This is a genomic window from Streptomyces sp. PTL18 (genome assembly GCF_059510295.1).
Window position 1 is genome coordinate 73,035 of sequence record NZ_JCAJZO010000010.1, and the last position, 23,238, is coordinate 96,272.

The window sequence follows — 23,238 nt, forward strand, 5'->3', positions numbered from 1 at the left end:
CGAAACGCGGGTGAGGGCCGACCGCGAGGGGTGCCGTCGACGCCCGGGCGAGGAGGTTGGGGCATGACGCGTGGCAGCGCTGCGGAGGCCGGCGGGGCAGGCAGGGCAGGCGAGGAGGCCGTGCGCGACGACCTGCTGTTCGGTCCGCAACCGGACGTGGCGAAGGCGGCCGGGTACACCGACCCCCCGCCGCGCATGGGTTTCTTCACGGACACCTCCGTGTGCATCGGCTGCAAGGCGTGCGAGGTGGCGTGCAAGGAGTGGAACGGCGTACCGGAGGACGGCCTGGAACTGACCGGCATGTCCTACGACAACACGCAGGGGCTCGGCGCGGACACCTGGCGGCACGTGGCGTTCATCGAGCAGCGCAAACCGCTGGGCGGTCAGGAACCCGGTGTCGGCCATCGGGACGTCGACGTGTTCGACGCCGCCCGAAACCTCGGCACCTCCGCCTCCTCCCCGGGCCCGGGAGCGACGACCCCCGCACACGGTACGGCCCCCGCACCCGCGCCCGCCGGCGCACCGGCCGGGGAGATCTCGCCCGTGTCCCCGGACGGACGCACCGAACTGCGGTGGCTGATGGCCTCGGACGTCTGCAAGCACTGCACCCACGCGGCCTGTCTCGACGTGTGCCCGACCGGGTCGCTGTTCCGGACGGAGTTCGGCACGGTGGTGGTCCAGGAGGACGTCTGCAACGGCTGCGGATACTGCGTGCCCGCCTGCCCGTACGGCGTCATCGACCAGCGTCCCCGCGACGGGCGGGTGTGGAAGTGCACCCTGTGCTACGACCGGCTCGGCGTCGGGATGGAACCGGCGTGCGCCAAGTCCTGCCCCACCGACTCCATCCAGTTCGGCCCGCTCGACGAGCTGCGCGAGCGCGCCGCCGCCCGAGTCGCCCAGCTCCACGCCGCCGGCGTCACCGACGCCCGCCTGTACGGAGAGAGCCCCGAGGACGGTGTCGGCGGCGACGGAGCGTTCTTCCTGCTGCTGGACGAGCCGGAGGTCTACGGTCTGCCGCCCGACCCGGTCGTCACCACCCGGGACCTGCCCTCGATGTGGCGGCACGCGGCGGCGGCCGCCGCCTCGCTCGCGGCGCTGGCCGCCGTCAGCTTCGCCAGGAGGCCACGATGACCGGATCGGACGTCACCCGCCACGGCGTGGAAGGGGCCCGCCCCGGCCGCGAGGCTCTCACCGGCGCGTACACCGGACGCCGTCGGCGGCGCCGCGGGCGCGGCGAGCGGTCCGTGGTGCCCGAGGCGCGGTTCTCCTCGTACTACGGCAAACCGATCCTGAACAAGCCGGTGTGGAAACCCCTCGACATCGCGGGCTACCTCTACCTCGGTGGCCTCGCGGGCGCGTCGTCGCTGCTCGCCGCCGGGGGTCAGGCCACCGGGCGGCCGGGGCTGGCCCGTACCGGCAAGCTGGGCGCCGCGGGCGCGATCTCCCTGTCGCTGGCCGCACTCGTGCACGACCTGGGCCGCCCGGCCCGTTTCATCAACATGCTCCGCGTCTTCAAGCCGACCTCGCCGATGAACCTGGGGTCCTGGCTGCTCGTCGGCTACGCACCGCTGACGGTGGCCGCCGCGGCCGCCGACGTCGCGGGCCGCTGCCGCGCGGCCGGGGCCGCCGCCACGGCGGGCGCGGCCGTCCTGGGCCCGGCGGTCGCCACCTACACCGCCGTCCTGGTCTCCGACACGGCGGTGCCCTCCTGGCACGAGGGCTACCGTGAGATGCCGTTCGTCTTCGCGGGGTCCGCCGCGAGCGCGGCGGCCGGGCTGGGCCTGGTGGGCGCCCCGGCGGCGCAGGCGGGGCCCGCGCGCCGTATGGCGGTACTGGGTGCCGCCCTGGAGCTGGGCGCCTTCCGCCTGATGCAGGGGCGCACGGGCCTCGCGGCGGAACCGTACGAGCAGGGCAGGCCCCGTACGCTGCTGCGCTGCGCGGAGGCGCTCACGGCGGGTGGAGCCGTACTGGCGGCCGTCGCGGGCCGGCGTCCCGGCCGCCGTCTGCCGACGGCGGCCGGCGCGGCACTGCTGGCCGGCTCGGCGGCCCTGCGGTTCGCCGTGTTCCACGCCGGGGTGGCGTCCGCCGAGGATCCCAAGTACACGGTCGTACCGCAGCGGGAACGGCTGGACGCACGCGGTCGGTGACGCTCCGGCCCCCACGGGACGGCCGTTTCTCCGGCCGCGCCGAGGGTACCCAGGACCAGCCGGGCCGAAAGGAGGCGAACGCCGCCATGCCCACCCGGAGCCAGGTGCCGGACCTGCTCTCGGACGGCCTCGACCACGAGGAGACCGTCCGTCGGCTCGGCATACCCGCGGGACAGGCCCTCCTGATCGCGACGGGGCCGCCCGCGGACGGCGGCGACACCCCCCTCACCACGGCGGAGCAGCACCGTCCGGGCATGTCCGAGGAGTCCGCCCGGCACCTGTCCAACCCGCCGGCGGAGAACCCCACCGGCAAGGACGAGGAACGCCAGTGGGTCAGGGGCCGGGCCGCCGCCGACCGCCGGATGCGGCGGGCCGCCGAGCAGCCGGGGCCCCCGCGCCGGGGAGAGCGTGTCCCCGGTGCCGTGCGCGCGGCCCGGCTGCGCCCGCATCTGGCGGTCGAGGATGCCGTGTTCGCCCGCCTGCGGGAGAATCTGCCGCAGGCGGACAAGCGGCGTCCGGAGTCCGGCGTCGTCCGCGCCCGAGCGACCGCAGGAACCGAGCGGGAGGAGTAGCGGACATGGGCGTACGCACATGGATCGACTCCTGGCCGGTCTACCGCCAGCTCAAGGGCACCGACCCGCTGGGCCGCGGGGCCGCCGCCAAGAGCGGCACCAGCGCGCGGCTCACTCCCCGGGTCGCCGGCGCCGACCGGGTGGTGAAGTCGGTCTGCCCGTACTGCGCCGTTGGCTGCGGCCAGAACGTCTACGTCGAGGGCGAGCGGGTCACGCACATCGAGGGCGACCCCGACTCCCCCGTCTCCCGCGGCCGTCTGTGCCCCAAGGGCGCGGCGAGCCTCCAGCTGACCACCGGCGGCGCCCGGGAGCACCACGTCCTGTACCGGCGCCCGTACGGCACCGAGTGGGAGCGTCTCGACCTCGGCACGGCGATGGACATGATCGCCGACCGGGTGATCGCGACGCGCCGGGCCGGCTGGCAGTGGGAGGTCGACGGGACGCGCACCCGGCGCACGCTCGGCATCGCGAGCCTCGGCGGGGCCACCCTCGACAACGAAGAGAACTACCTGATCAAGAAGCTGTTCACCGCCCTGGGAGCGATTCAGATAGAGAACCAGGCGCGTGTTTGACACTCCTCCACGGTTCCCGGTCTGGGAACCTCGTTCGGCCGCGGCGGCGCGACCACCTTCCAGCAGGACCTGCAGAACTCCGACTGCATCGTCATCCAGGGCTCGAACATGGCCGAGTGCCATCCGGTCGGGTTCCAGTGGGTGATGGAGGCCAAGGCCCGCGGAGCGAAGGTGATCCACGTCGACCCGCGGTTCACCCGCACCAGCGCGCTGGCCGACCTCCATGTGCCGCTGCGCGCGGGCTCGGACATCGCCTTCCTCGGCGGGATCATCAACCACGTCCTGCAGAGCGAGAAGTACTTCCGCGACTACATCGTGGCGTACACCAACGCGCCGGTGGTGCTGCGGGAGGACTTCGGGGACACCGAGGACCTCGACGGCGTCTTCTCGGGCCTCGACGCCGACAGCCGCAGCTACGACAACAACAGCTGGCAGTACGAGGGCACGGAGATCCAGGCGGCCTCCGGCAAGCGCGACCAGGAGTACGAGGAGCGCACGGGCGGCGGCAGCTCGGTCTCCGAGGCGGCGCGCGGTGAAGCGCACGGTTCGGGCGGTGCCGTGATCGGCGAGGGCGAGCCCGAACGCGACGAGACACTGACCCACCCGCGCTGTGTCTTCCAGGTGCTCAAGCGCCACTACGCCCGCTACACACCGGAGATGGTGGAGCGGATCTGCGGGGTGCCGCAGGACCTGTTCCGCCAGGTGTGCGAACTGGTGACGGAGAACTCCGGACGCGAGCGGACCACCGCCTTCGCCTACGCGGTCGGCTGGACGCAGCACACCGTAGGGGTGCAGTACATCCGCGCGGCCGCCGTGCTGCAGAGCCTGCTCGGCAACATCGGCCGGCCGGGTGGAGGCATCCTCGCCCTGCGCGGGCACGCCTCCATCCAGGGTTCGACGGACATCCCGACCCTTTTCAACCTGCTGCCCGGGTACATCCCGATGCCGCACGCGCACAAGAACGAGGACCTGGACGCCTTCGTCGAGGCCGAGGCGGCCCACAAGGGCTACTGGGGCAACATGCGCTCCTACGTGGTGAGCCTGCTCAAGGCGTACTGGGGCGACGCCGCCACCCCCGGCAACGACTTCTGTTTCGACTACCTGCCGCGTCTGACGGGCTCCCACTCCACCTACGAGACGGTGATGGCCCAGCTGGAGGGCGTCTGCAAGGGCTACTTCCTGATGGGCGAGAACCCGGCGGTCGGCTCCGCCAACGCCAAGATGCAGCGCCTCGGCATGGCGCACCTCGACTGGCTCGTCGTACGCGACTTCTCCCTGATCGAGTCGGCCACCTGGTGGAAGGACGGCCCGGAGATCGAGACGGGTGAGCTGCGCACGGAGGACATCCGCACCGAGGTGTTCTTCCTGCCGGCCGCCGCGCACACCGAGAAGGACGGCACCTTCACCAACACCCAGCGTCTGCTGCAGTGGCACCACCAGGCCGTCGAACCGCCCGGCGAGGCGCGCAGCGACCTGTGGTTCACGTACCACCTCGGCCGCATCATCCGGGAGAAGCTCGCCGGGTCGGCCGACGAGATGGACCGACCGCTGCTCGACCTCACCTGGGACTACCCCACCAAGGGCGAGCACGCGGAACCCGAGGCGGAGGCGGTTCTCGCGGAGATCAACGGCTACGACGCCGAGGGCAACCCGCTGGCCTCCTACGAGCAGCTGGGCGACGACGGCTCCACGACCTGCGGCTGCTGGATCTACTGCGGGGTCTACGCCGACGGCGTGAACCAGGCGGCGCGCCGCAAGCCGGGCACGCAGCAGAACTGGGTGGCCAACGAGTGGGGCTGGGCCTGGCCGGCCAACCGCCGCATCCTGTACAACCGCGCCTCCGCCGACCCGGACGGCAGGCCGTGGAGCGAGCGCAAGGCACTGGTGTGGTGGGACGAGGACGAGGCGCAGTGGGTGGGCCACGACATCCCCGACTTCGCAAGCGACAAGTCGCCCTCCCACCAGCCCCCGCCGGACGCCACGGGCGCCGAGGCGCTGTCGGGCACCGACGCGTTCATCATGCAGGCCGACGGCAAGGCCTGGCTGTTCGTGCCGTCCGGACTGACCGACGGGCCGCTTCCCACTCACTACGAGCCGCAGGACTCGCCCTTCACCAACCTGCTCCACCCCCAGCAGCGCAACCCCGTACGGCAGTTGCTGCCGGCGCTTCCGGACAACCGCTACCAGCCGAGCGGCGACGAGCCGGGCACGGAGGTGTTCCCCTACGTCGCCACCACCTACCGGCTCACCGAGCACCACACCGCGGGCGGCATGTCGCGCTGGCAGCCCTACCTGGCCGAGTTGCAGCCGGAGTTCTTCTGCGAGGTGTCACCCGAACTCGCCGCCGAGCGCGGCCTGGAGCACACCGGCTGGGCGACGATCGTCAGCGCCCGCAACGTCATCGAGGCGCGGGTGCTGGTGACCGACCGGGTGCCGCCGCTGACCGTGCACGACCGCACCCTGCACCAGGTCGGCCTGCCCTACCACTGGGGGCCGAACGGCTACAGCACGGGCGACGCGGCCAACGAGCTGCTGCACATGTCCCTCGACCCCAACACCCATATCCAGGAGACGAAGGCGTTCGCCGTCGACATCCGGCCCGGGCGCCGACCCCGGGGTCCGGCGGCCGTCGAGCTGGTGCGGGCCTACCGGGCCCGGGCGGGCATCGACGACCAGACCGGGACGGAGGTCTGACCACCGCCGTGGAAGCTCACTTCAGCACCACCGAGTGGGAGCCGCGCGGCACGAGTTCCCCGATCACCGGCGCGCCGGGCACCTCCCCGGCGACGAGCAGCCCGCCGGAGGTCTGCGCGTCGGCCAGCAGCAGGCGGGTGTCGGCGTCCGTGTCCCCGAAGTCGGTGTGGGGCGCCACCCATTCGAGGTTGCGTTCGGTGCCGCCGCTGACGTATCCGTCCCGTACGGCCTCGCGGGCTCCGTCCAGGTAGGGCACGGCGGCGGTGTCGACCACGGCGGTCACACCCGAGGCCCGCGCCAGCTTGTGCAGGTGGCCGAGGAGGCCGAAGCCGGTGACGTCGGTGGCGCAGGTTGCTCCGGCGGCGAGAGCGGCCCGGGAGGCGTCCCGGTTCAGGGCGGCCATCGTGGCGACGGCCTGCTCGAACCGTTCGCCGGTGGCCTTGTGCCGGTTGTTGAGCACACCGGTGCCCAGGGGCTTGGTCAGCGACAGCGGCAGTCCGGGCCGGCCGGCGTCGTTGCGCAGCAGCCGCTCGGGGTCGGCGACACCGGTGACGGCCATGCCGTACTTCGGTTCCGGGTCGTCCACGCTGTGGCCGCCGCCGACGTGGCAGCCGGCCTCGGTGGCGACGTCCAGTCCGCCGCGCAGCACCTCGCGCGCCAGGTCGAACGGGAGCCGGTCGCGCGGCCAGGCCAGGAGGTTCACGGCGAGCACGGGCCGGCCGCCCATCGCGTACACGTCGGACAGGGCGTTGGCCGCGGCGATGCGCCCCCAGTCGTAGGCGTCGTCCACGACCGGCGTGAAGAAGTCCGCCGTGCAGACGATCGCCGTTCCCCGGTGGGTGACCACGGCCGCGTCGTCGCCGGTGGCCAGGCCGACCAGCAGCGGGGTGTCGCCGCCGGCGACCGGTGCCCCGGTCAGCCCCGCGACCACCTCCTCCAGCTCTCCGGGCGGGATCTTGCAGGCGCAGCCGCCACCGTGGGCGAACTGCGTGAGGCGGACGGTTGCTTGGCGGGTCGGTGTCATCCCTGTCTCCTGGGGCACTAGCCTGGCGGGCGGTGGAGGCGTGTGGGTGCCTGGTGGCCCTCCCGGTCTTCAAAACCGAGGTGCCCGAGGATCTCGGGCAGGCGGGTTCGATTCCCGTCCGCCTCCGTCTTCTACCTGCGGCTTAAGAAATCCGGGCCAAACGCGGGCCTAACACGTACGCCTCTCTTCCCCTACTCTCCCCCTCATGGCGAGCATCAGACGACGTCCACGCAAGGACGGCACCGCGATCTACCAGGTCCGCTGGCTCCAAGGAGGCCGCGGCGGTGACTGGGAGACCGAGAAGTTCGGCGACGAGACCACGGCCGAAGAGTTCAAGAAGCTGGTCGACGCGCACGGCCAGCAGTGGCCCCCCGGCTGGGTCAAAGGCAAGGGCTTCGTCGAGGAACAGGCCGTCGACGGAGACATGCCTCTCGTGGACTGGGCGCACCGCTACATCGACCGCCTCACCGGAATCGACGAACGCACCCGCCGCGACTACAAACGCGACGTCGACAACCACTTCGCGATCATCCGGCACACGCAGCGCTCCGGAGCCGTCGTGGACGCCACGATCGCGAACATCACCGCCGACGACATCCAGGACTGGGTACGCGCTCAGGAGGCCGGCGAGCGCGACCCGGACAAGCCGACCGCGTGGCTGCGACGCGAAGCCAGCCCGAAGAGCATCGCCAACCGGCACGGCCTGCTGTCCGCGATCGTCCAGGCCGCGGTCGAAGCCGACCCGCCACTGCGGTCCAAGAACTGCTGCCTCGGCACACGCCTGCCGCGCACGGACGACGGCATCGACGATGAGATGTGCTTCCTGGAGCACGACGAGTACGCCCGCATCGCCGCGGAGATCGAGGACCCGCACGCCCGCGACCTGGCCGACTGGCTGGTGGGCACGGGCATGCGCTGGGGCGAGGCGACCGCCCTGCAGGTCAGGGACGTCAACCTGACCCACAACAGGGTCAGCGTGCAGCGGTCGTGGAAGCGCTCCGCGCCCGGCGAGGGCGGCCCGGCCTACTTCCTCGGGCCGCCGAAGACGAAGAAGGCGCGCCGGGTGATCGCGCTGACCGATGCGCAGATGGAGATGGTGCGCCGCCGCATGGCGGGCAAACGCCCGGAGGACCTGCTTTTCGAAACACGGCTCGGAAAGTCGTGGCGGCATGACAACTTCTGGCGGCGCAGGTGGGTGCCGGCCGTGGAGGCGGCGATCGCGAGGGGGCTGCCGAAGAGACCGCGGATCCACGATCTGCGGCATACGCATGTGGCGTGGTTGATCGCTGAGAGGATTCCGCTGCCGGCGATCCAGGCGCGGCTGGGTCATGAGTCGATTACGACGACGGTGGACCGGTATGGGCATCTGGTGCAGGCCCTCGACGGCGAGATTCGTGCCGCCGTCGAGGCTGCCATGCTGGCTCCTGCTGCGACGCCGGGGTTGACCCGGGTGGTGTGACGCTAGTCGGCCTGTGGGGGCTGCCAGTTCTGCTGCCACAGGCCGGAGCGCACGATGTGCTTCAGGCTGGCGATCATCTCGTCGCGGGCTTGGGGAGAGACGTGGCCTTTGACGGCCAGCCAGACGAATTTTCCTTTCCGCTCGACGGGGATGATGGCTTTGCCGCCGGGCAGTGAGTCGACGAACTCCATGTCTATCTCGAACGCCTGGATGTCGTCGCAGCCGTCGCCGCTTGGTGCGTCGTTGTCTGCCATAGGTGTGGGACTCCCTCGTTGGCATGCTCGCACATTCGTTCACACGTTCGAACGCTTGAGCGGACCGATCCTCTTTGCGCCCCCAGGCGGATCACCGACAATGCCACACCGATCACCCTGTGACCAGAGTGAGACTAAGGGTAGTTAAGAGTTGTGCGGGTTTTTGACTCCGCTGGTCACAGGGGGGTGAAGTGAACTACCCACCCATGGCCACCAGTTGCTGCTAGTGAGTCGAAAAACCGGCTGGTAACAATCTTTTCGGATCACCTACGATTGAGCTGGCTCCACGACTGCACGATGGCCCGCACCCGCGCCTGATCCTCAGGGCTCAGATCACGGAAGTCATGCACCAGAGCGCGCACATCATCGTCATCGGACCAGACGGTGTCGATCCCGAAGAACTGCGCGCCGGCCGCTTCCTGGACGCGGCCGAGTGGGAGGCGCAGGGCGTCAGCGAGGGCGCGCAGCTGGGGCAGGGTGGGTGGTTTGATCTTCGCCCCGTTGACCAGGTTTTGCAGCGTGCCGCGCGTCCATTGCGGCCCCTCTTCTGGGCAGTCGGGATCGATGCTGGCCTCGGCCAGGGAGCGCACGCTCTCGCCGAGGTCGTCCAGCCTGTTGCGCACGAGCTGAGAAAGATCGGCTCGGGCGGTCATCTCCTCACCAGTCTCCATCGTCGCCTCTCCTACAGGTGGCCGCATGAGGTGCCCATGTGGTTAGTGATACGCGCGGTCTGATGATCCTGCTCAGCGCACTCTAGATCACCTCTCGTTGGGCATAGTGTCCAGGTTCCTAGGCACGGTCCGCCAGTCCACATCCCGGCTCTGACCAAAATCAGCACAACCAGCCTGACCAAAAATCTGGACACAGTGCCCAACTACGTGCCATGCTGAAGCCGTGACCAAATTTCTGGCCATCCCGCCCAAGAGGTACGCACATGGCTCGTGAACCCCGATACAAGCTGGTCAAGCCGCAAACCCTCCGCATGCTCATGGAACGCACCGGAACCGGCGCCAGCATCAGCGGACGCGAACTCGCCGCCGCCGTCGACGTCCCCCACGGCACCATCGACGCCCTGCTGAGCGAAAAAACCAAGACCCAACCCTCCAGCGTCGCCCACCGCATCTGTCGCGTTATAGGCGTCGACCTCCTCTGCCTGTGGGCCCCCACCGGACGCGCCGTCCCCGCCCACGACCCCCAGCCCCTCCCCGAACGGGTCGCGGTGCCGACATGACCGACCGGCACACCTACCCCGAGGCAGCACGCATCCTCCGCGTTGAGGAGGCGTGGCTGCGCCGGAACATCAAGAAGCTGCCGCACTCGAAGAAGGGCCGGGTCGTGACGTTCTCGGACGCCGACCTCGACCGCATCGACGCCCTGTTCCACTGCGAGCCGAAGACCGGCCCGCTGGCATCCGCGCCGGCTTCGTCTGCGGACTCGCATCCGCTGAGTCACCTGGTGCCGCTGCCGTCTCGCCGCTCGGCGCGGGCCTGAACCACCCCTGACGCGCCGCAGGGCCGCCCGACTTTCCGGCCTGGCGACCCCACGACAACACGGCGCCCCTACGAACCAGAAGAAGGAGAGGCCACCGATGGCCACATCATCTCAGACCCCGGTCGTGCAACACCTGTCGTGGCTCGACAAGCAAGCCGCGCGTGAGGGGAACGAGTTCTCGTACCGGTCGACCTGCGAGTACCACGGGCTGCCGCAGGCGCACGTGGCAGCGCAGGCGACGGAGTCCAGCGTGCTGGTGACGGCGACGGACATGGACGTGCTGGCCGAGTGGCTGTTCGTCATGGGCGGTCGGGTGAGCACGGTGAAGCTGCCGTCGGGTCAGACGGCGTACACGCTGGCCACCACGACCTGGACGGACTCACCGAAGTTCCCGCCGGTGCCGGTGTTCGTGACCGTGGTCCAGGCGTCGGACGAGTCGGTCATCTGGGAGATCGACGAGGCGACCCGCACCGAGCGCGCGGCGGTGTCCTCGTGAACACCCAGGCTGTGAACGCTGCGGCGGGTGTGATCTCCGCCGCGATGGAGCAGGGGAAGCGGACGCCGGCGGGGTTGGCGTTCGCGTTGGAGTCGGCGCAGTTGTTGATGTCGCCGGAGACGGCGGCGGAGTTCGCCGAGCTGAAGCGCGAGCGGGACCAAGTTGTCGCTGAGGTCGCCCGCTTCGGGATCTACGGCGCGGCGGTGCCTGCGGCGCAGGCGCTGGTGGAGCGGGCCGATGAGCTGGTGACCGAGAACGCCGAGCTGCGGGCTCAGGTCGCCGAGCTGCAGAGTGCCGCAGCCGAGGCCGGACGTGAGGCAGCGCGAGCCCGTCGTGAGCGCGACCTGATGCGAGAGCGCGTGTCGGAGCCGTACGGCTGCCAGCACTGCGGGGAGGCAAAGGGATCGCACGGTCGCCAATGGATTGGCGGTGTGGGCCTGCACGCGTGGGAGCGGCCGACCGATGAGCAGGTGAAGGCGCGGATGCTGGCGCGGCGCGCCGCGCGGCTGCCGCTGGCGGATGGGATTGCGCGGCGGATCGCGCCGACACAAGCCCTCCGCGTAGACGACCCCGGGCTGCTCGCGGAACAGTCCCACCAGCTCGACCCCGCCGACGCCGCGTTCGCCGCTCTCGCCTGCGCCTGCCCCGAGGCGTGCTCCTGCGACGCCGACTATCCGGGGTGGACCGCGCGCCTGGCCGCCGCCAACGACGCGGGGGCCACGCGATGACGACGCACACCCCCGCCGACTGGGCCGCTTCCGGGTTCCTCGGCCTGGACGCGATCGGCCTGATCGCTTTCGCGGTCGCGTTCGCGGACGCCGACCTCGCCGACTTCGACCCGCGGCCGGCCGTACGCCGCGCGGCGGGTGCCGTGCACCAGGGCGCCGTACACGCGGGCCACGACCTGAACCGCGCCATCGCCACGAGCCAGCGCCTGGCAGGCCACGCCCTGCGTGATGCCGCGCTGACCGTGGCCGCGCTCCTCGCTCTGCTTCTTCCCGCCACCGGAGGAACCCGATGACCGGACCCGAGCACTACCGCGAGGCCGAGCGCCTCGCCGGAATGGCCCACCGCTTCACCTACGGGGACGGCGCGGACCCGGCCGTCGGCGCCGCGCTGGCCGCCGAGGCGCAGGTACACGCGACGCTCGCCCTCACCGCCGCCACCGCCATGCAGGCCGCCGTCGACGGCTCCGAGCCCGGCATGGGCTCCGCCGAGTTCCACGAGTGGTACCAGGCCGCCGGCGTGAAGCCGAAGCCGAAGGGCGGTGCCCTATGAGCCGCCACCTGCGCCCCGTCCTGTACGTGCTCGCCACCACCAGCACCGCCCTCGGCGCCGCACTCACCACCGCCTGGCTCATCAGCCCGGCCCTGGCCGACCTCGTGTTCATCGACGTCGGCCTCGCCGCGGCCGCCCTCGCCGGGGCCCTCACCCCGAGCCGCGCCCGCATCACCACCACCCGAGAGGACAGCGCCCGATGAGCGCCCACACCACCCCGCACCCGCTCGCCGGGCACACCGTCACCGTCAAAGCCGACCTCCATGGCGAAGGGCCTGGCGAGCACGACTTCACCGTCGAGGACTGGAACGACCGCGTCTTCGGCCAGTCATGGATGTACATGGAAGGCCACCCCGCCTCCCTCGCCTACGCCATCCGCTCCGCGATGGCCGGACTGCCCACGGACAACGAGGTCGTCTACGGCAAGGCCGGCCCGTTCGGTCACCTGGTGCACGTCAGCGAGATCCAGGACGGTTCCGAATGACGACGACCGCGCAGGCCGGGGCCACTGCTGCCCCGGCCGCCGGCCCGATCGTCCTCGGCTCGTTCGAGCCCGGCTCCGACGAGTGGCACGCCACCCGCGCCCAGGGCATCGGGGGCAGCGAGATCGCCGCCGTCCTCGGCATCTCCCCGTACGAGTCCCGCTTCTCTCTCTGGCACCGCAAGAAGGGGATGATCGGGCCCGTCGAGGAGAGCCCGCAGATGTACTGGGGCAAGAAGCACGAGCCCACCATCTGCGCCGAGTTCGCCGACCGGCACCCCGAGATCGACGTCGTCCAGTCGCCCACCTTCGCCGCGCCAGGGCGGCCGTGGCAGATCGCTAATCCGGACCGGCTCCTTGTCGGCCAGGAGCCGATCGCCCACACCCGGCCGGCCGCTCTGCTGGAAGCCAAAACCGCTTACGACGATGAGGGCTGGGGCGAGGAGGGCACCGACCAGATCCCGGTCTGGTACCGGGCGCAGTGCCTCTGGTACCTCGACGTCCTCGGCGTCCAGCGCTGCTACGTCGCGGTCCTTGTCGGTCTGTCGGACTACCGCGAGTACATCGTCGACTACGACCCGGCCGACGCTCTGCGTATGCGGGAGGCAGCGGCTGAGTTCGTGCGGTCGCTCGCGGCCGACGAGCGTCCCGACATCGACGGTCACTCCGCGACCTACCAGGCGATCCGCGAGATCCCCGAGGGCCTGGACCCGGTCGACGTAGAGATCCCTACCGCGCTCCGGGACCGCTTCTACGCGGCTCAGGACGTCTTCTGGGCGGCCGAGGACGAGCTGACCGCATGCAAGGGCCTGCTGCTCGACCACATCGGAACCGGCCAGCGCGCGGTGTGCGAGCGCCAGCGCATCGCCACCCGAACCGTCCGCGACGGCCGCACCTACTCCCTCATGCCTGCACGCACCCGAAGGAACGCCCGATGACCGATAACACCGTCTCCCAGGCGATCGCCGTCCGCGACAGCGGCCCGGCCGCCATGGTCGAGCAGTACCGCGAGGAATACGCCGCGCTCGTTCCCTCCCACATCAACGCCGACCAGTGGATCCGGCTCGCCGTCGGCGCGATCCGCGGCAACCGGATGCTGGAACAGGCCGCAAAGACCGACGTCGGCGTGTTCCTGCGGGAACTGAAGACCGCCGCCCGGCTCGGCCTGGAGCCCGGAACCGAGCAGTTCTACCTCACACCCCGGAAGTCCAAGGACCACAACTGGAACTTCATCATCAAGGGGATCGTCGGCTACCAAGGCATCGTCGAGCTCATCTACCGGGCCGGCGCCGTGTCCTCCGTGGTCGTGGAGACAGTCCGCGCGAACGACACCTTCCGGTACGTCATCGGCCGCGACGAACGCCCCGTGCACGACGTGGACTGGTTCGGCGGAGACCGCGGCGAACTGGTCGGTGTGTACGCGTACGCGGTCATGAAGGACGGCGCCACGTCCAAGGTGGTCATCCTCAATCGCGACCAGGTCATGGCGGCAAAGGCCAAGTCCGACAGTGCGTCCGGGAAGGGCGCCGAGTACTCGCCGTGGAACACCAACGAGGAAGCAATGTGGCTGAAGACGGCCGCGCGTCGCCTCTCCAAGTGGGTGCCAACCTCCGCCGAGTACATGCGCGAGCAGCTGCGGGCACAGGCTGAAGTCGCCAGTGAGGCACCCAACGGCTTCGCACCGCCGCTGCCGCAACCGCAGACGCAGGCAGAAATCCCCGATGACGGGGCCGACGAGTACGAGGCCCCGATCGAAGCCGAGTTCGTCGACGACGAGCAGAGCTCCACGGAGTGGCCGTCTGCCCGCCAGCCGGGATCGGGGGCCCGGTCATGAAGGCGCCATTCGTCTCCCGCCGACGTCACGAGAGCGAGTTGGCCGACGTCAAAGCGGACCGCGAGCGGATCCGCAACGAACGCACTCAGTTCGCCGAAGACCGCGATGCCTTCAAGGCCGCTGCCGATGCCGCGGCCCGCCAGTTCGCCGAAGCGGACACCGCGAACCGGCGCCTGGCCGACCGGAACCTCGAGCTCGGCCGTCGACTGTCCGCGCTCGCCGAGGCCGACCCCGAGTACGCGGCGAGTCTTGAGCGGCGCGTGGAGCGGTTGAAGCGGGTCGGTAAGCGGATCCTCACCGCGTACGCGCTCGAGCAGCACCGCGCCGAGAAGCGGCAGGCCGCCAGTGATGAGGCCGACCGCAAGGCCATCGAGGAATGGGAGAAGCGTCTCAAGGCCCACCACGCGTGGACGACGCCCGCCGACCTGGAGAAGCGGCCTGTCGACGGGGGCAGTTGGCGGCCGACTCATCCGGCGATCGTGCTGCGCCGCGCTGTGGACCGCTGCCGGGCGCTGGAAGGCCGCCTGGCCCGCGCGGAGGGTCGTACGAGAGCGGAGGGCGGATCGTGAGCGCCTACCTGACTGCCCTGACCGGCGCCGGGACTGCTGTGGGAGTGGGCGTGGTCGCCATCGCCCGCGCCTGGCCTGCCCCGCGTGGCCGGCATCGCGCTACGGCGCGCGTGGTGCCGTTGGAGGAGCTGCTCGGGCCGCCGTCGGTGTACACGACGCCGGACTTCGCGGATGTGCCGGAGTGCGCGGTGATGGCGCAGTGCTTCGACCACTGCCCGATGTGCGAGCAGACGACCGCGGGTGTGCTGCATAAGGACGGCTGGACGTGTGGGCAGTGCCTGACGTCGGTCGTGGCGGGAGGCGTCTCGTGAACGTCCCCGTGATCGTCCTCGTGTTCGTTGGGCTGATCGCGGCGGGGCTGATCGTCGCGATCTGCCGGAGCGGCCGGTCGCTGGACTACGTGCCGTACGACGGACCGGACTTGCTGCGGCTGCTGGCAGATCTCGACGCCCATCTGAACGCGTACGTCGCCGCCGATCCGGAGCTGGACGAGGTCTTCGGCCCCGGTGCGGCCGACCACACCACAACCACCGAGGGGGACTGACCATGGGATACGCATCCCATTGGACCGGTGAGGTCCGTATCGAGCCGCCGCTGAGCTGGGCCGAGATCCGTGCTGTCCGATCGCCTGGCTTGCAGGACGTGAAGCTGCGGCTGCACGAGCACGTCGAGGACACGCCGACCGGGCAGATTCGCACGGTCACGGCGGTCGCCGTTCAGCCCCTGACCAGCGAGCTGTTCAACGGCTACAGCGTCCACGAGGAGCTGCAGGCCCTGGTGGACGTGCACAAGGCGCACGAGTTCACCGGCGCGATCGAAGCCCGCCCGATCGACCCGGGCGGCACTCCCTGGCGGTACGTCATCCGCGACCGGCGAGTAATACGGCAGGTCCCGCGGATCGTCTGGACGGACGAGGACGGTGGCCAGTGAGCACCGTTCCCGCCACCGAGGTCCCGGCCGCCCCCGCGGCGGCCGGGCCCCGGCCCCGCAGCAACTACGCCCGCGGACGCGACCTCGAGCACCGCGTCCGCACCCACCTCCGCGACGAGGGATACGAGGTCCTCCGCACCGCCGGCTCCAAGTCGAAGGTGGACCTGGTCGCCATCAAGCCCGGCCAGATCCTCTTCGTCCAGTGCAAGCGGTCCGGCGCGCTGCCACCCGCCGAGTGGAACGCCCTGTGGGACCTCGCCCACATGGCCGGGGCCATCCCGGTGCTCGCCGAACAGCTGCCCCGCGGCCGGAAGTACTGGCGGCTGACCGCCCGCAAGGACCAGCCCGGCCGCCGCCAGCCATACACCGAGTTCACCCTCGACGAGCTCGCGGCCGACCGCGAGGCGGTGACTGCCCGATGATCACCATGACCGATCTGTTCTGCGGTGCCGGCGGCTCCACCTGCGGCGCCCTGAAGGTCCCCGGCGTCCGCGTCGTGATCGCAGCCAACCACTCCCGGCACGCCATCGACACCCACCAGCACAACCACCCCGACACCGACCACGACTGCGCCGACATCTCCCAGGTCGTCCCATCGAAGTACCCGCGCACGGACATCCTGTGGGCGTCCCCGGAGTGCACCAATCACACCCGCGCCAAGGGCAAAAAGCGGGGCCACGGCGAGTTCACCAACGGACTGTTCGCCACAGACGGCACCGACGAAGCAGCGATCCGATCACGCGCCACCATGCACGACGTCGCCCGCTTCGCCGAACACCACCGCTACCGGATCATCATCGTCGAGAACGTCCCGGACGCCCGATGGTGGGGCCCGGAGGAAGCGCCCGGCTTCGCCTTCGACAACTGGCTGCGCGGCGTGGCCCTGTGGGGCCCGTACGAGCACCGGATCATCTACCTGGACTCTGCGCACGCCCAGGCGGCCGGGCCTGGCTCGCGCTCCCGTCGGCCGCGAATGTACGTCGTGTTTTGGCGCAAGGGCGACCGGGCGCCGGACTTCGACAAGTGGCTGCGCCCGTACGGCACGTGCCCGCGGCACGGCCGCGTCCAGCTCATGCAGTTCTTCAAGACGACCAAAACGTGCAGCCCGGAGCGGCCCTGGGGCGTGTACGGCATCAAGAGCGGCCAGTACTTCTACCGTTGCCCGCGCGTCGAGTGCCGCCACGCGATCGTCGAGCCCCAGGTGCGGGGCGCGGCGGAGGCGATCGACTTCACGCTGCCCGCCCGCACGATCGGCGAGCGCCGTACCCCGCTGGCGGCTAACACCATGCGGAAGATTCGCGACGGCTGGACCAAGTATCAGCGCGCCCATGGCGACGGCGCTCTGCTCGCGCCGTACATGGTCGAGCTGCACGGCGGAGGCTCCACCCACCGGCCGGCCGACCAGCCGATGTCCACGCTGACCGCGGGCGGCCTCAACCACGGCATCGTCTACGCCGACCCCGCCGCGCACGAACTGCTGCCGTACTACGGCAGCAGCACCACTCAGCCGGTCACCGCTCCGATGCCGACGCTGACCACGCGCGACCGGCACGGGCTGATCGGCTATGCGGCCAGCCTCGAAGAGTGCCGCTACCGCATGATCCGGGCGCGGGAAGCGGCCCGGGCCATGGAGTTCCCCGACGAGTTCGTCTTCCTCGGGGACCGCGATCAGACGATCGAGATGATCGGCAACGCCGTCACGTCGAACGTCGGCCGGGACCTGGTCGGCATGTCCGTCGAGGCATTGACCGGCGAGGAGCTCGCTTGCGGGGAATGGGCGGTGACCGCATGACCGTCCGCCCTGACGTCGCCGAGCTGCTACTCGCCGGGTACGGCGACCGCACCATCGCCCGCCGCGCCGGCGTCTCCATCGGCACCGTCACCCGCGCCCGCACTGCCCTCAACATGCCCGCAGGACGGCCCGGCCCCAAGGCCGCACGCACACCCGAAGACATCTTCTGGCGGCGCGCTCAGCCCACCCCCGACGGCCATTTGATCTGGCCCGCCTACAGCCGCCACTACGGCGCCCACATCAACCACGGCGGCCGACGCCACTCCGTGCACCGCATCGCCTTCCGCCTCGGACACGGCCGTGAACCGGTCGGACGAGCGAAGACCGGGTGCGGCGTGGAGGGCTGCGTCCACCCGAAGTGCGTCGAGGACCAAGCGATGCGCGACCAGTACAAGCAGATCTTCGGAGTCACCCTGTGAGCCACTACACCGGGGCAGTCCCCGACACCGAGCGCGCCGCCGACTGGCGGGACGAAGCGGTCTGCCGCGCCGAGCCGGACGCGATGCACCCAGACAACAACGAGGCCGGCATCAGATACGCCAAGTCGCTCTGCGCGGCCTGCCCCGTCACCCTCCAATGCCTGAAGGACGCCATCCGAACCCGCGACGACCAGTGGGGCATCCGCGGGGGCCTCAAGCCTGAGGAGCGCCGCGCCGTCGCCAAACGCCTCACTGCCGGGCAGCTCGACGACCCAGAGACCATCACGGCAGCCGTCAACCACGTCCTGCACCCCGTCAGCGCCACCCGCACCCTCCAAGACATCTGGGAGGAGCGCACCTACGACCTGCCGGGCGGTCACATCGGCTGGCGCGGCAGCCACGACGCGTTCAGCGTCCAGGGCAAGGTCTACACCCCGAAGCAGGCCTCGTTCATCCTGCACCGCGGGCACCTGCCGACCGGGATCATCCGCCGCACACCGGACTGCCCGGTCGTGGAGTGCGTCCACCCGCTGCACATCGCGGACAACAAGGAGCGGCACGAGCGGCAACAGGCCGCCGCACAGGCCGAGGCCGAGACAGCAGAGGCGCAGCAGGCCGCGAACACCGCAGCCTGCGCCGAGTTCACCCGCACCGGTTCCACGAAGGCCGCGGTATGAGCAGCCGCGAACCGCAGCAGTGTGACGTGCCTACCGACGAGCATGCCGGTCGTATCCGCCCGTACGCCAACGGGCCGAAATGCGACATGCACAGCCCGTGGGCGGAGAAGGGCTTGCCGGAGCCGCAGCCAGGCCCGGGCCTTCCGGCTGGGGCGTGGTCGACGCCTTCGCCGCAGTCGGCGTCCGCGGTCTTCGACAACAAGGCCATCGCCTCCGGCAAGCGCCGGTCGAGTCCCGAGACGTACCGGGCGGCGCGGGCCGCCGTCGGCCGCGCCCCGGAGCCGGCGCCCGGTATCCGTCTCGACCCGGGCAAGCCGGACGGCCGCGGCGGCTGGATCCGCATCCCGACCGCCGACTACCTCTGCCCCGCCTGCGGCGAAACCGAGTCCGCGTCCGGGGACCAGGTCGCCCACTTCGCCCGCCACACCGAAGACGAGCACCAGGGACGGTGCACGGCCAACACCAAGGAGAAGCAGTGAACGCCTTCCAAACCCCGGCGCCTGCACCGTTCGATATCGCCGCCACCCAGGCGTCCATCAGCAACGCTCTGATGGGCTTCGTTCGCCTCAGAATCGATGCCGCATCGATCAAAGACGACCCCGAGGCGGGACGGCAGTTCTTCGACGCCATCAAGGACTCCATCATCGCCGGGATGGCCGCCTGCGCCGAGGTGAAGCGGCTCACGGAGGCCCTCACCAGCCTGCGGGACAAACACCAGCCTCGCCCGCACCTCGACCCCACCACACCGGGCGCTCTGTGCGCCGCCTGCTCCCTGCACGGGGCGCTCATCGCATGGCCGTGCGAGACCTGGACGGCCGCCGACAAAACCCTCACCCACACCCAGCCCTGACGACCCGAGAGCGCCCCGGCCGCGGGACTCGGCCGGGCACCCACGACCCTCAACAGGAGAATTCCGTGAACCTCTTCCGCAAGACCACCGCCACCGTGCCAGCGCCGACCGGCCAGGGCCCGGCGGTCAGCCTCGACAAGGTCCCCACCGGTCTCGTCTCCCTGGCTAAGACCGCCGCCGTGTCGCTGGAGAAGAAGGGCCTGACCGGGCAGCGCGCTGCCGTCTACCTCGTCCTCGACCACTCCGGCAGCATGACGCCGTTCTACCAGGACGGCAGCGTGCAGCGCCTCGCCGAGCAGGCGTTGGGCCTGTCCGTGAACCTCGACGACGACGGCCAGGTGCCCCTGGTGTACTTCGAGTCGTTGGTCGCCCACCAGGGAAACGTCCACCTCGACAGCTACCAGGGCGTGATCAACAGGACGCACCCGCTGGTCCGCTGGGGGTCGACGGACTACGCGCGGGCCATCGACTACGTCACCGACCTGCACCACGGCAACCCGCTGCCCGGCCTCGTGATCTTCCAGACGGACGGCGAACCGGACTCCCGCCGAGACGCCGAGGCCGCACTGCGCGAGGCCTCCCGGGAGCCGCTGTTCTTCTCGTTCGTCGGCTTCGGCGACCGCGTGAAGTTCCTGGAGAAGCTCGACGACCTCCGCGGCCGCAAGGTGGACAACGCCTCGTTCTTCCACGCCCGCAACCCGCACGCCGTGTCCGACGCGCAGCTGTACGACGGCATCACCCACGAGTACGGCGCCTGGCTCACCGCCGCCCGCACGGCCGGGATCGTCCGGTGACCCGGCTCCTGGCCGGGCTCGTCCTCGGCGCTGTCACCGGCGGTCTCACCTACCTGATGGACCGTGCGGAGCCGTGGTGGCTCCTCGTCGGCGCCTGCACCGCCGTCCTCGTATGGACCGGCCGCGGAGCACTCGAAGTGATCGCCGACCTCATCGACGACCTGACCCTCTGATCAAGGACCCTCCGATGACCAACCTCATCGCCCTCAACTCGGCGACGAAGTACCCGAGCATCCCCACCTACCACGCCCTCGACCCTAAGAACGGCAGCCTCCTCGAGGAGCCCACCGCCTTCGACGGCGACGTCATCCTCACCGAAAAGGTCGACGGCTGCCTGACGGCCGACACTCGCATCTCGATGGCTGACGGCACTCGGAAGCCGATCAACAAGATCAGCGTCGGGGAGGAAGTCCTCGGCGTTGACGAGCACGGACGCGTCACGGCGACTCCCGTGCTCGACACCTTCAACAACGGCCGTGCCGAGGAGTGGATGCGGATCAAGGGGCCGCGCATGAAGGCTGGCCGTGGCAGTTCCTTCTTTGCCGTCAAGTGCACGCCGAATCACAGGTTCTGGCTCCCAGAGCACGGAACCTATCGCGCCGCCGAGGAGCTGGTCGCGGGCGACAGGGTCCTGAGCATCCGCAGCGAATTGGAGTTGGCGCCGTGCCAGTCCTCCGTGCTGCTCGGCAAGCTCCTGGGCGACGGATACCTCGCCCGGTCGGCAGCAGGAAGCACCTCCGTCGTCTGGGGTCACCGCATGGCCGACGAGGAGTACATCGACTGGACTCTCCGAGCTCTCGGAGACATCGCCAGTCCCTCCACGCGCATGCTGACCAGTGGCTACGGAACCGCGATGAAGTCGGCCCGTTCCGTCTTCCACCCGGCCATCGCCGAGCGATTCGGGAGCATGGTCGCCGACGGCAAGAAGACGATTCCGGAGTGGGTGGCGGATGCTCTCGACCCCATCGCCTTGGCGTTCTGGTACATGGACGACGGGTCGTTGGCGACGATCGAGGGGCAGGAGGACCGGGCCTCCTTCGCCACTAACAGCTTCACCGAGGAGAATTGCAAGGTCCTCCTCCGAGGGCTCGCACGCCTCGGCATCGACGGCACCATCATGGCGGACGGGCGCGGCTACCTGACCATCCGCCTCGGCGTCGCTGCGGCAGAGCGGCTGTTCCTTTTGGCGGCCCCGTACGTCCCGCCGGCGATGCAGCGGAAGCTGCCCGAGCGGTACCGCGGGCACGAAGGATGGCTTCCTCCCGCGCAGGCGTCTTTCCGTGAGCTGCTCGTCGAGCAGACCGTCGAGACGATCGAGCGGAACATCAAGGGCGTGTCGTCCGCCCGCTACGACATCGAGACGGGCACGCACAACTTCTTCGCCAACGGCGTCCTCGTCCACAACTCCAACGGGCGCATCGTCCTCTTCCCCGACGGCGACTACTTCATCGGCTCCCGCGAGGAACTCCTGTACGCCCGCGGCGACCGCATCCAGAACCCGACCCTCAGCATCGTCGAGGCCCTGGAGCCCCTGGCGGACCGCCTCAAGCCACGCGACGAGCACCGGCAGATCCTCGTGTTCTTCCTGGAGGTGTACGGCCGGAAGATCGGCGGCGCCGCCAAGCAGTACACCGGCGGCACGAGCCTCGGCTTCCGCCTGTTCGACATCGCGTGCATCCTCCCGGACGTCCTCGACTGGGATCGCGAACAGATCTCGTCCTGGCGGGACAACGGCGGCCAGCGGTTCTGCACCGAGGCCACTCTCCAACGCGCCGCCGCAGCCGAGGGCATCGAGCTGACGCCGCGCCTGGACACCGTCCCGGCCTCGGACCTGCCGACCGACGTTGAGGGCATGGCCGGCTTCCTCGCGGGCCGACTCCCCAAGACGCGGGTCTCGCTCGACGACGGCGCCGACGGACGGCCGGAAGGGATCGTGCTGCGGTCCTCGGACCGGTCGCTGATCGCGAAGGCCCGCTTCCAGGACTACGCCCGCACCCTCAAGCGGCGCGCGGGAGCGCGCCGGTGAACTCCTTCCATCACGCGCAGAGCAGCGCCCGCAAGTGGGGCGGCGACCCGGAGATCTACCTGCCGGTCCACGAGTTCATCGACAGCTCAAAGCGGATCATCGGCGACGTCCGGCACCGCTCGCTGTACCACCACACCGAAGGCGTGTGGCTGTGCCAGCGCATCTTCGGCGTCACCCTCGACGTCCCCAAGCAGCGCTCCACCGTCCAGGTCCCGGTCCGGCTCATCGCCGAGCAGCACGTCCTCGAGGACCTCGGCTGGCTCCCATCGCCCAAGGACTACATCGACGGCATGCCCATCGCGCCGTGGATGTCCGGCTCCCAGCGCAAGACCGTCCCGCTCTCTCATCTGCTCCTCAACACGCCCACCGGAGACCCCAAGTGACCGACCAGAAGCGGAACTTCCTCGGTATCCCCGTCAACGGGGACATCACCCACGGCAGTGACCGCAAGAACCAGCGCCCGATCGAGGAGCTCCAGCCGATCCTCCAGGCCGTCCTCGACGACTCGACGATCGTCGAGTTCGGCTGGCGGCAGTACACGCCGTACTTCAACGACGGCGAGCCCTGCACCTTCGGCGTCCACGGCACGTGGGTCCGCACCACCGCCGACAAGGACGCCGACGAGGACGAGCTGGAGATGTGGGGCCACCGCAGCCTCGGCAAGATCCCCGGCTCCTTCAACGAGCAGACCCGCAAGTGGGAGTCGGGCGACTACGAGGGCCCGGACGAGGCCCGCTACCAGCGGTGCAAGGCCCTGGAGAAGGCCATCGAGGGCGGCGAGTTCGAGAACGTCCTCCTCGACTCGTTCGGCGACCACGCCCGCGTGACCGTCCGCCGCGACGGCATCGAGATCGAGTTCTACGAGCACGACTGACCACC

At 70.3% G+C, this 23,238-nt stretch carries 33 protein-coding genes and 1 tRNA gene; 31 read left to right on the forward strand and 3 right to left on the reverse strand.

The features are described from left to right. The first annotated feature begins 63 nt into the window (after positions 1-63). The 4 genes from AC5WS8_RS20395 (at position 64) to fdh (ending at position 5,985) form a co-directional block, all read left to right on the forward strand. A complete protein-coding gene (locus tag AC5WS8_RS20395) occupies positions 64-1,131 on the forward strand; it encodes a 4Fe-4S dicluster domain-containing protein (protein ID WP_496104858.1) in 1,068 nt (355 codons plus the stop codon). Then, on the forward strand, positions 1,128-2,147 hold the full coding sequence (gene nrfD / locus AC5WS8_RS20400; protein WP_496104859.1) for an NrfD/PsrC family molybdoenzyme membrane anchor subunit: 1,020 nt from the start codon (positions 1,128-1,130) through the stop codon (positions 2,145-2,147). Before AC5WS8_RS20395 ends, nrfD begins: the two co-directional genes overlap by 4 nt. Before the next feature lie 86 nt (positions 2,148-2,233). Beyond that, positions 2,234-2,719 carry a hypothetical protein gene (locus AC5WS8_RS20405; RefSeq protein WP_496104860.1) on the forward strand — a complete coding sequence of 162 codons (486 nt, stop codon included), beginning with the start codon at positions 2,234-2,236 and terminating at the stop codon, positions 2,717-2,719. 5 nt (positions 2,720-2,724) lie between these two features. Further along, entirely contained in the window at positions 2,725-5,985 is a 3,261-nt protein-coding gene (gene fdh / locus AC5WS8_RS20410) for a formate dehydrogenase (protein WP_496104861.1), read from the forward strand. Between the two features lie 16 nt (positions 5,986-6,001). Here the strand turns inward: fdh and selD are convergent, their stop codons facing one another. Then, positions 6,002-7,009, reverse strand: coding sequence for a selenide, water dikinase SelD (selD, locus tag AC5WS8_RS20415; RefSeq protein WP_496104862.1), 1,008 nt, complete (start codon positions 7,007-7,009; stop codon positions 6,002-6,004). A 34-nt stretch (positions 7,010-7,043) separates the two neighbouring features. Here selD and AC5WS8_RS20420 point away from each other — a divergent pair. Further along, positions 7,044-7,136 (forward strand) — tRNA-Sec (locus AC5WS8_RS20420). Between the two features lie 78 nt (positions 7,137-7,214). Continuing rightward, positions 7,215-8,468 (forward strand): tyrosine-type recombinase/integrase, encoded by a 1,254-nt coding sequence (locus tag AC5WS8_RS20425; protein ID WP_496104863.1) that lies wholly within the window; start codon positions 7,215-7,217, stop codon positions 8,466-8,468. A gap of 2 nt (positions 8,469-8,470) precedes the next feature. On the opposite strand, the gene AC5WS8_RS20430 is transcribed toward AC5WS8_RS20425, so the two are convergent. Both AC5WS8_RS20430 and AC5WS8_RS20435 read right to left on the reverse strand, forming a co-directional pair. Further along, a complete protein-coding gene (locus AC5WS8_RS20430; protein WP_496104864.1) occupies positions 8,471-8,722 on the reverse strand; it encodes a hypothetical protein in 252 nt (83 codons plus the stop codon). Positions 8,723-8,985: 263 nt separating this feature from the next. Beyond that, positions 8,986-9,393 carry a hypothetical protein gene (locus AC5WS8_RS20435; RefSeq protein WP_496104865.1) on the reverse strand — a complete coding sequence of 136 codons (408 nt, stop codon included), beginning with the start codon at positions 9,391-9,393 and terminating at the stop codon, positions 8,986-8,988. A gap of 263 nt (positions 9,394-9,656) precedes the next feature. Here AC5WS8_RS20435 and AC5WS8_RS20440 point away from each other — a divergent pair, with 263 nt between their 5' ends. From AC5WS8_RS20440 to AC5WS8_RS20560, 25 genes are all read left to right on the forward strand, one after another. Beyond that, entirely contained in the window at positions 9,657-9,953 is a 297-nt protein-coding gene (locus tag AC5WS8_RS20440; protein ID WP_496104866.1) for a helix-turn-helix domain-containing protein, read from the forward strand. Further along, positions 9,950-10,213, forward strand: coding sequence for a helix-turn-helix domain-containing protein (locus AC5WS8_RS20445; RefSeq protein WP_496104867.1), 264 nt, complete (start codon positions 9,950-9,952; stop codon positions 10,211-10,213). The genes AC5WS8_RS20440 and AC5WS8_RS20445 overlap by 4 nt, the downstream gene beginning before the upstream one ends. 97 nt (positions 10,214-10,310) lie before the next feature. Further along, entirely contained in the window at positions 10,311-10,709 is a 399-nt protein-coding gene (locus AC5WS8_RS20450) for a hypothetical protein (protein WP_496104868.1), read from the forward strand. After that, complete coding sequence (locus AC5WS8_RS20455) at positions 10,706-11,437, forward strand: hypothetical protein (RefSeq protein ID WP_496104869.1); 732 nt, start codon at positions 10,706-10,708, stop codon at positions 11,435-11,437. Before AC5WS8_RS20450 ends, AC5WS8_RS20455 begins: the two co-directional genes overlap by 4 nt. Then, positions 11,434-11,730 carry a hypothetical protein gene (locus tag AC5WS8_RS20460; protein WP_496104870.1) on the forward strand — a complete coding sequence of 99 codons (297 nt, stop codon included), beginning with the start codon at positions 11,434-11,436 and terminating at the stop codon, positions 11,728-11,730. Before AC5WS8_RS20455 ends, AC5WS8_RS20460 begins: the two co-directional genes overlap by 4 nt. Beyond that, entirely contained in the window at positions 11,727-11,987 is a 261-nt protein-coding gene (locus tag AC5WS8_RS20465; protein ID WP_496104871.1) for a hypothetical protein, read from the forward strand. Before AC5WS8_RS20460 ends, AC5WS8_RS20465 begins: the two co-directional genes overlap by 4 nt. After that, the gene (locus AC5WS8_RS20470) at positions 11,984-12,190 is read left to right on the forward strand and encodes a hypothetical protein (protein WP_496104872.1); all 207 of its coding nucleotides are present in this window, start codon (positions 11,984-11,986) and stop codon (positions 12,188-12,190) included. The genes AC5WS8_RS20465 and AC5WS8_RS20470 overlap by 4 nt, the downstream gene beginning before the upstream one ends. After that, a complete protein-coding gene (locus tag AC5WS8_RS20475; protein ID WP_496104873.1) occupies positions 12,187-12,471 on the forward strand; it encodes a hypothetical protein in 285 nt (94 codons plus the stop codon). Before AC5WS8_RS20470 ends, AC5WS8_RS20475 begins: the two co-directional genes overlap by 4 nt. Further along, the gene (locus tag AC5WS8_RS20480) at positions 12,468-13,406 is read left to right on the forward strand and encodes a YqaJ viral recombinase family nuclease (protein WP_496104874.1); all 939 of its coding nucleotides are present in this window, start codon (positions 12,468-12,470) and stop codon (positions 13,404-13,406) included. Before AC5WS8_RS20475 ends, AC5WS8_RS20480 begins: the two co-directional genes overlap by 4 nt. Continuing rightward, entirely contained in the window at positions 13,403-14,302 is a 900-nt protein-coding gene (locus AC5WS8_RS20485; protein ID WP_496104875.1) for a recombinase RecT, read from the forward strand. Before AC5WS8_RS20480 ends, AC5WS8_RS20485 begins: the two co-directional genes overlap by 4 nt. Then, entirely contained in the window at positions 14,299-14,871 is a 573-nt protein-coding gene (locus tag AC5WS8_RS20490; protein WP_496104876.1) for a hypothetical protein, read from the forward strand. Before AC5WS8_RS20485 ends, AC5WS8_RS20490 begins: the two co-directional genes overlap by 4 nt. Next, a complete protein-coding gene (locus AC5WS8_RS20495) occupies positions 14,868-15,182 on the forward strand; it encodes a hypothetical protein (RefSeq protein ID WP_496104877.1) in 315 nt (104 codons plus the stop codon). Before AC5WS8_RS20490 ends, AC5WS8_RS20495 begins: the two co-directional genes overlap by 4 nt. After that, the gene (locus tag AC5WS8_RS20500) at positions 15,179-15,415 is read left to right on the forward strand and encodes a hypothetical protein (protein WP_496104878.1); all 237 of its coding nucleotides are present in this window, start codon (positions 15,179-15,181) and stop codon (positions 15,413-15,415) included. Before AC5WS8_RS20495 ends, AC5WS8_RS20500 begins: the two co-directional genes overlap by 4 nt. A gap of 2 nt (positions 15,416-15,417) precedes the next feature. Then, positions 15,418-15,801 (forward strand): DUF6205 family protein, encoded by a 384-nt coding sequence (locus tag AC5WS8_RS20505; protein ID WP_496104879.1) that lies wholly within the window; start codon positions 15,418-15,420, stop codon positions 15,799-15,801. Further along, the gene (locus AC5WS8_RS20510; RefSeq protein ID WP_496104880.1) at positions 15,798-16,223 is read left to right on the forward strand and encodes a restriction endonuclease; all 426 of its coding nucleotides are present in this window, start codon (positions 15,798-15,800) and stop codon (positions 16,221-16,223) included. Before AC5WS8_RS20505 ends, AC5WS8_RS20510 begins: the two co-directional genes overlap by 4 nt. Then, complete coding sequence (locus AC5WS8_RS20515) at positions 16,220-17,593, forward strand: DNA cytosine methyltransferase (RefSeq protein ID WP_496104881.1); 1,374 nt, start codon at positions 16,220-16,222, stop codon at positions 17,591-17,593. The genes AC5WS8_RS20510 and AC5WS8_RS20515 overlap by 4 nt, the downstream gene beginning before the upstream one ends. Further along, positions 17,590-18,012: a hypothetical protein gene (locus AC5WS8_RS20520; protein WP_496104882.1), complete on the forward strand. Its 423-nt coding sequence runs from the start codon at positions 17,590-17,592 to the stop codon at positions 18,010-18,012. Before AC5WS8_RS20515 ends, AC5WS8_RS20520 begins: the two co-directional genes overlap by 4 nt. Next, positions 18,009-18,689, forward strand: a complete 681-nt coding sequence (locus AC5WS8_RS20525) for a WhiB family transcriptional regulator (protein ID WP_496104883.1) — start codon at positions 18,009-18,011, stop codon at positions 18,687-18,689. The genes AC5WS8_RS20520 and AC5WS8_RS20525 overlap by 4 nt, the downstream gene beginning before the upstream one ends. Next, positions 18,686-19,168: a hypothetical protein gene (locus AC5WS8_RS20530; protein ID WP_496104884.1), complete on the forward strand. Its 483-nt coding sequence runs from the start codon at positions 18,686-18,688 to the stop codon at positions 19,166-19,168. Before AC5WS8_RS20525 ends, AC5WS8_RS20530 begins: the two co-directional genes overlap by 4 nt. Then, positions 19,165-19,539 (forward strand): hypothetical protein, encoded by a 375-nt coding sequence (locus tag AC5WS8_RS20535; protein WP_496104885.1) that lies wholly within the window; start codon positions 19,165-19,167, stop codon positions 19,537-19,539. Before AC5WS8_RS20530 ends, AC5WS8_RS20535 begins: the two co-directional genes overlap by 4 nt. A 65-nt stretch (positions 19,540-19,604) precedes the next feature. Continuing rightward, positions 19,605-20,333 carry a VWA domain-containing protein gene (locus tag AC5WS8_RS20540; RefSeq protein ID WP_496104886.1) on the forward strand — a complete coding sequence of 243 codons (729 nt, stop codon included), beginning with the start codon at positions 19,605-19,607 and terminating at the stop codon, positions 20,331-20,333. Next, positions 20,330-20,506, forward strand: a complete 177-nt coding sequence (locus tag AC5WS8_RS20545; protein ID WP_496104887.1) for a hypothetical protein — start codon at positions 20,330-20,332, stop codon at positions 20,504-20,506. Before AC5WS8_RS20540 ends, AC5WS8_RS20545 begins: the two co-directional genes overlap by 4 nt. Positions 20,507-20,520: 14 nt before the next feature. Then, positions 20,521-22,359, forward strand: a complete 1,839-nt coding sequence (locus tag AC5WS8_RS20550) for an RNA ligase family protein (protein ID WP_496104888.1) — start codon at positions 20,521-20,523, stop codon at positions 22,357-22,359. Continuing rightward, positions 22,356-22,742: a DUF6915 family protein gene (locus tag AC5WS8_RS20555; protein ID WP_496104889.1), complete on the forward strand. Its 387-nt coding sequence runs from the start codon at positions 22,356-22,358 to the stop codon at positions 22,740-22,742. The genes AC5WS8_RS20550 and AC5WS8_RS20555 overlap by 4 nt, the downstream gene beginning before the upstream one ends. After that, positions 22,739-23,233, forward strand: a complete 495-nt coding sequence (locus AC5WS8_RS20560) for a hypothetical protein (protein ID WP_496104890.1) — start codon at positions 22,739-22,741, stop codon at positions 23,231-23,233. Before AC5WS8_RS20555 ends, AC5WS8_RS20560 begins: the two co-directional genes overlap by 4 nt. The last annotated feature ends 5 nt before the right edge of the window (positions 23,234-23,238 follow it).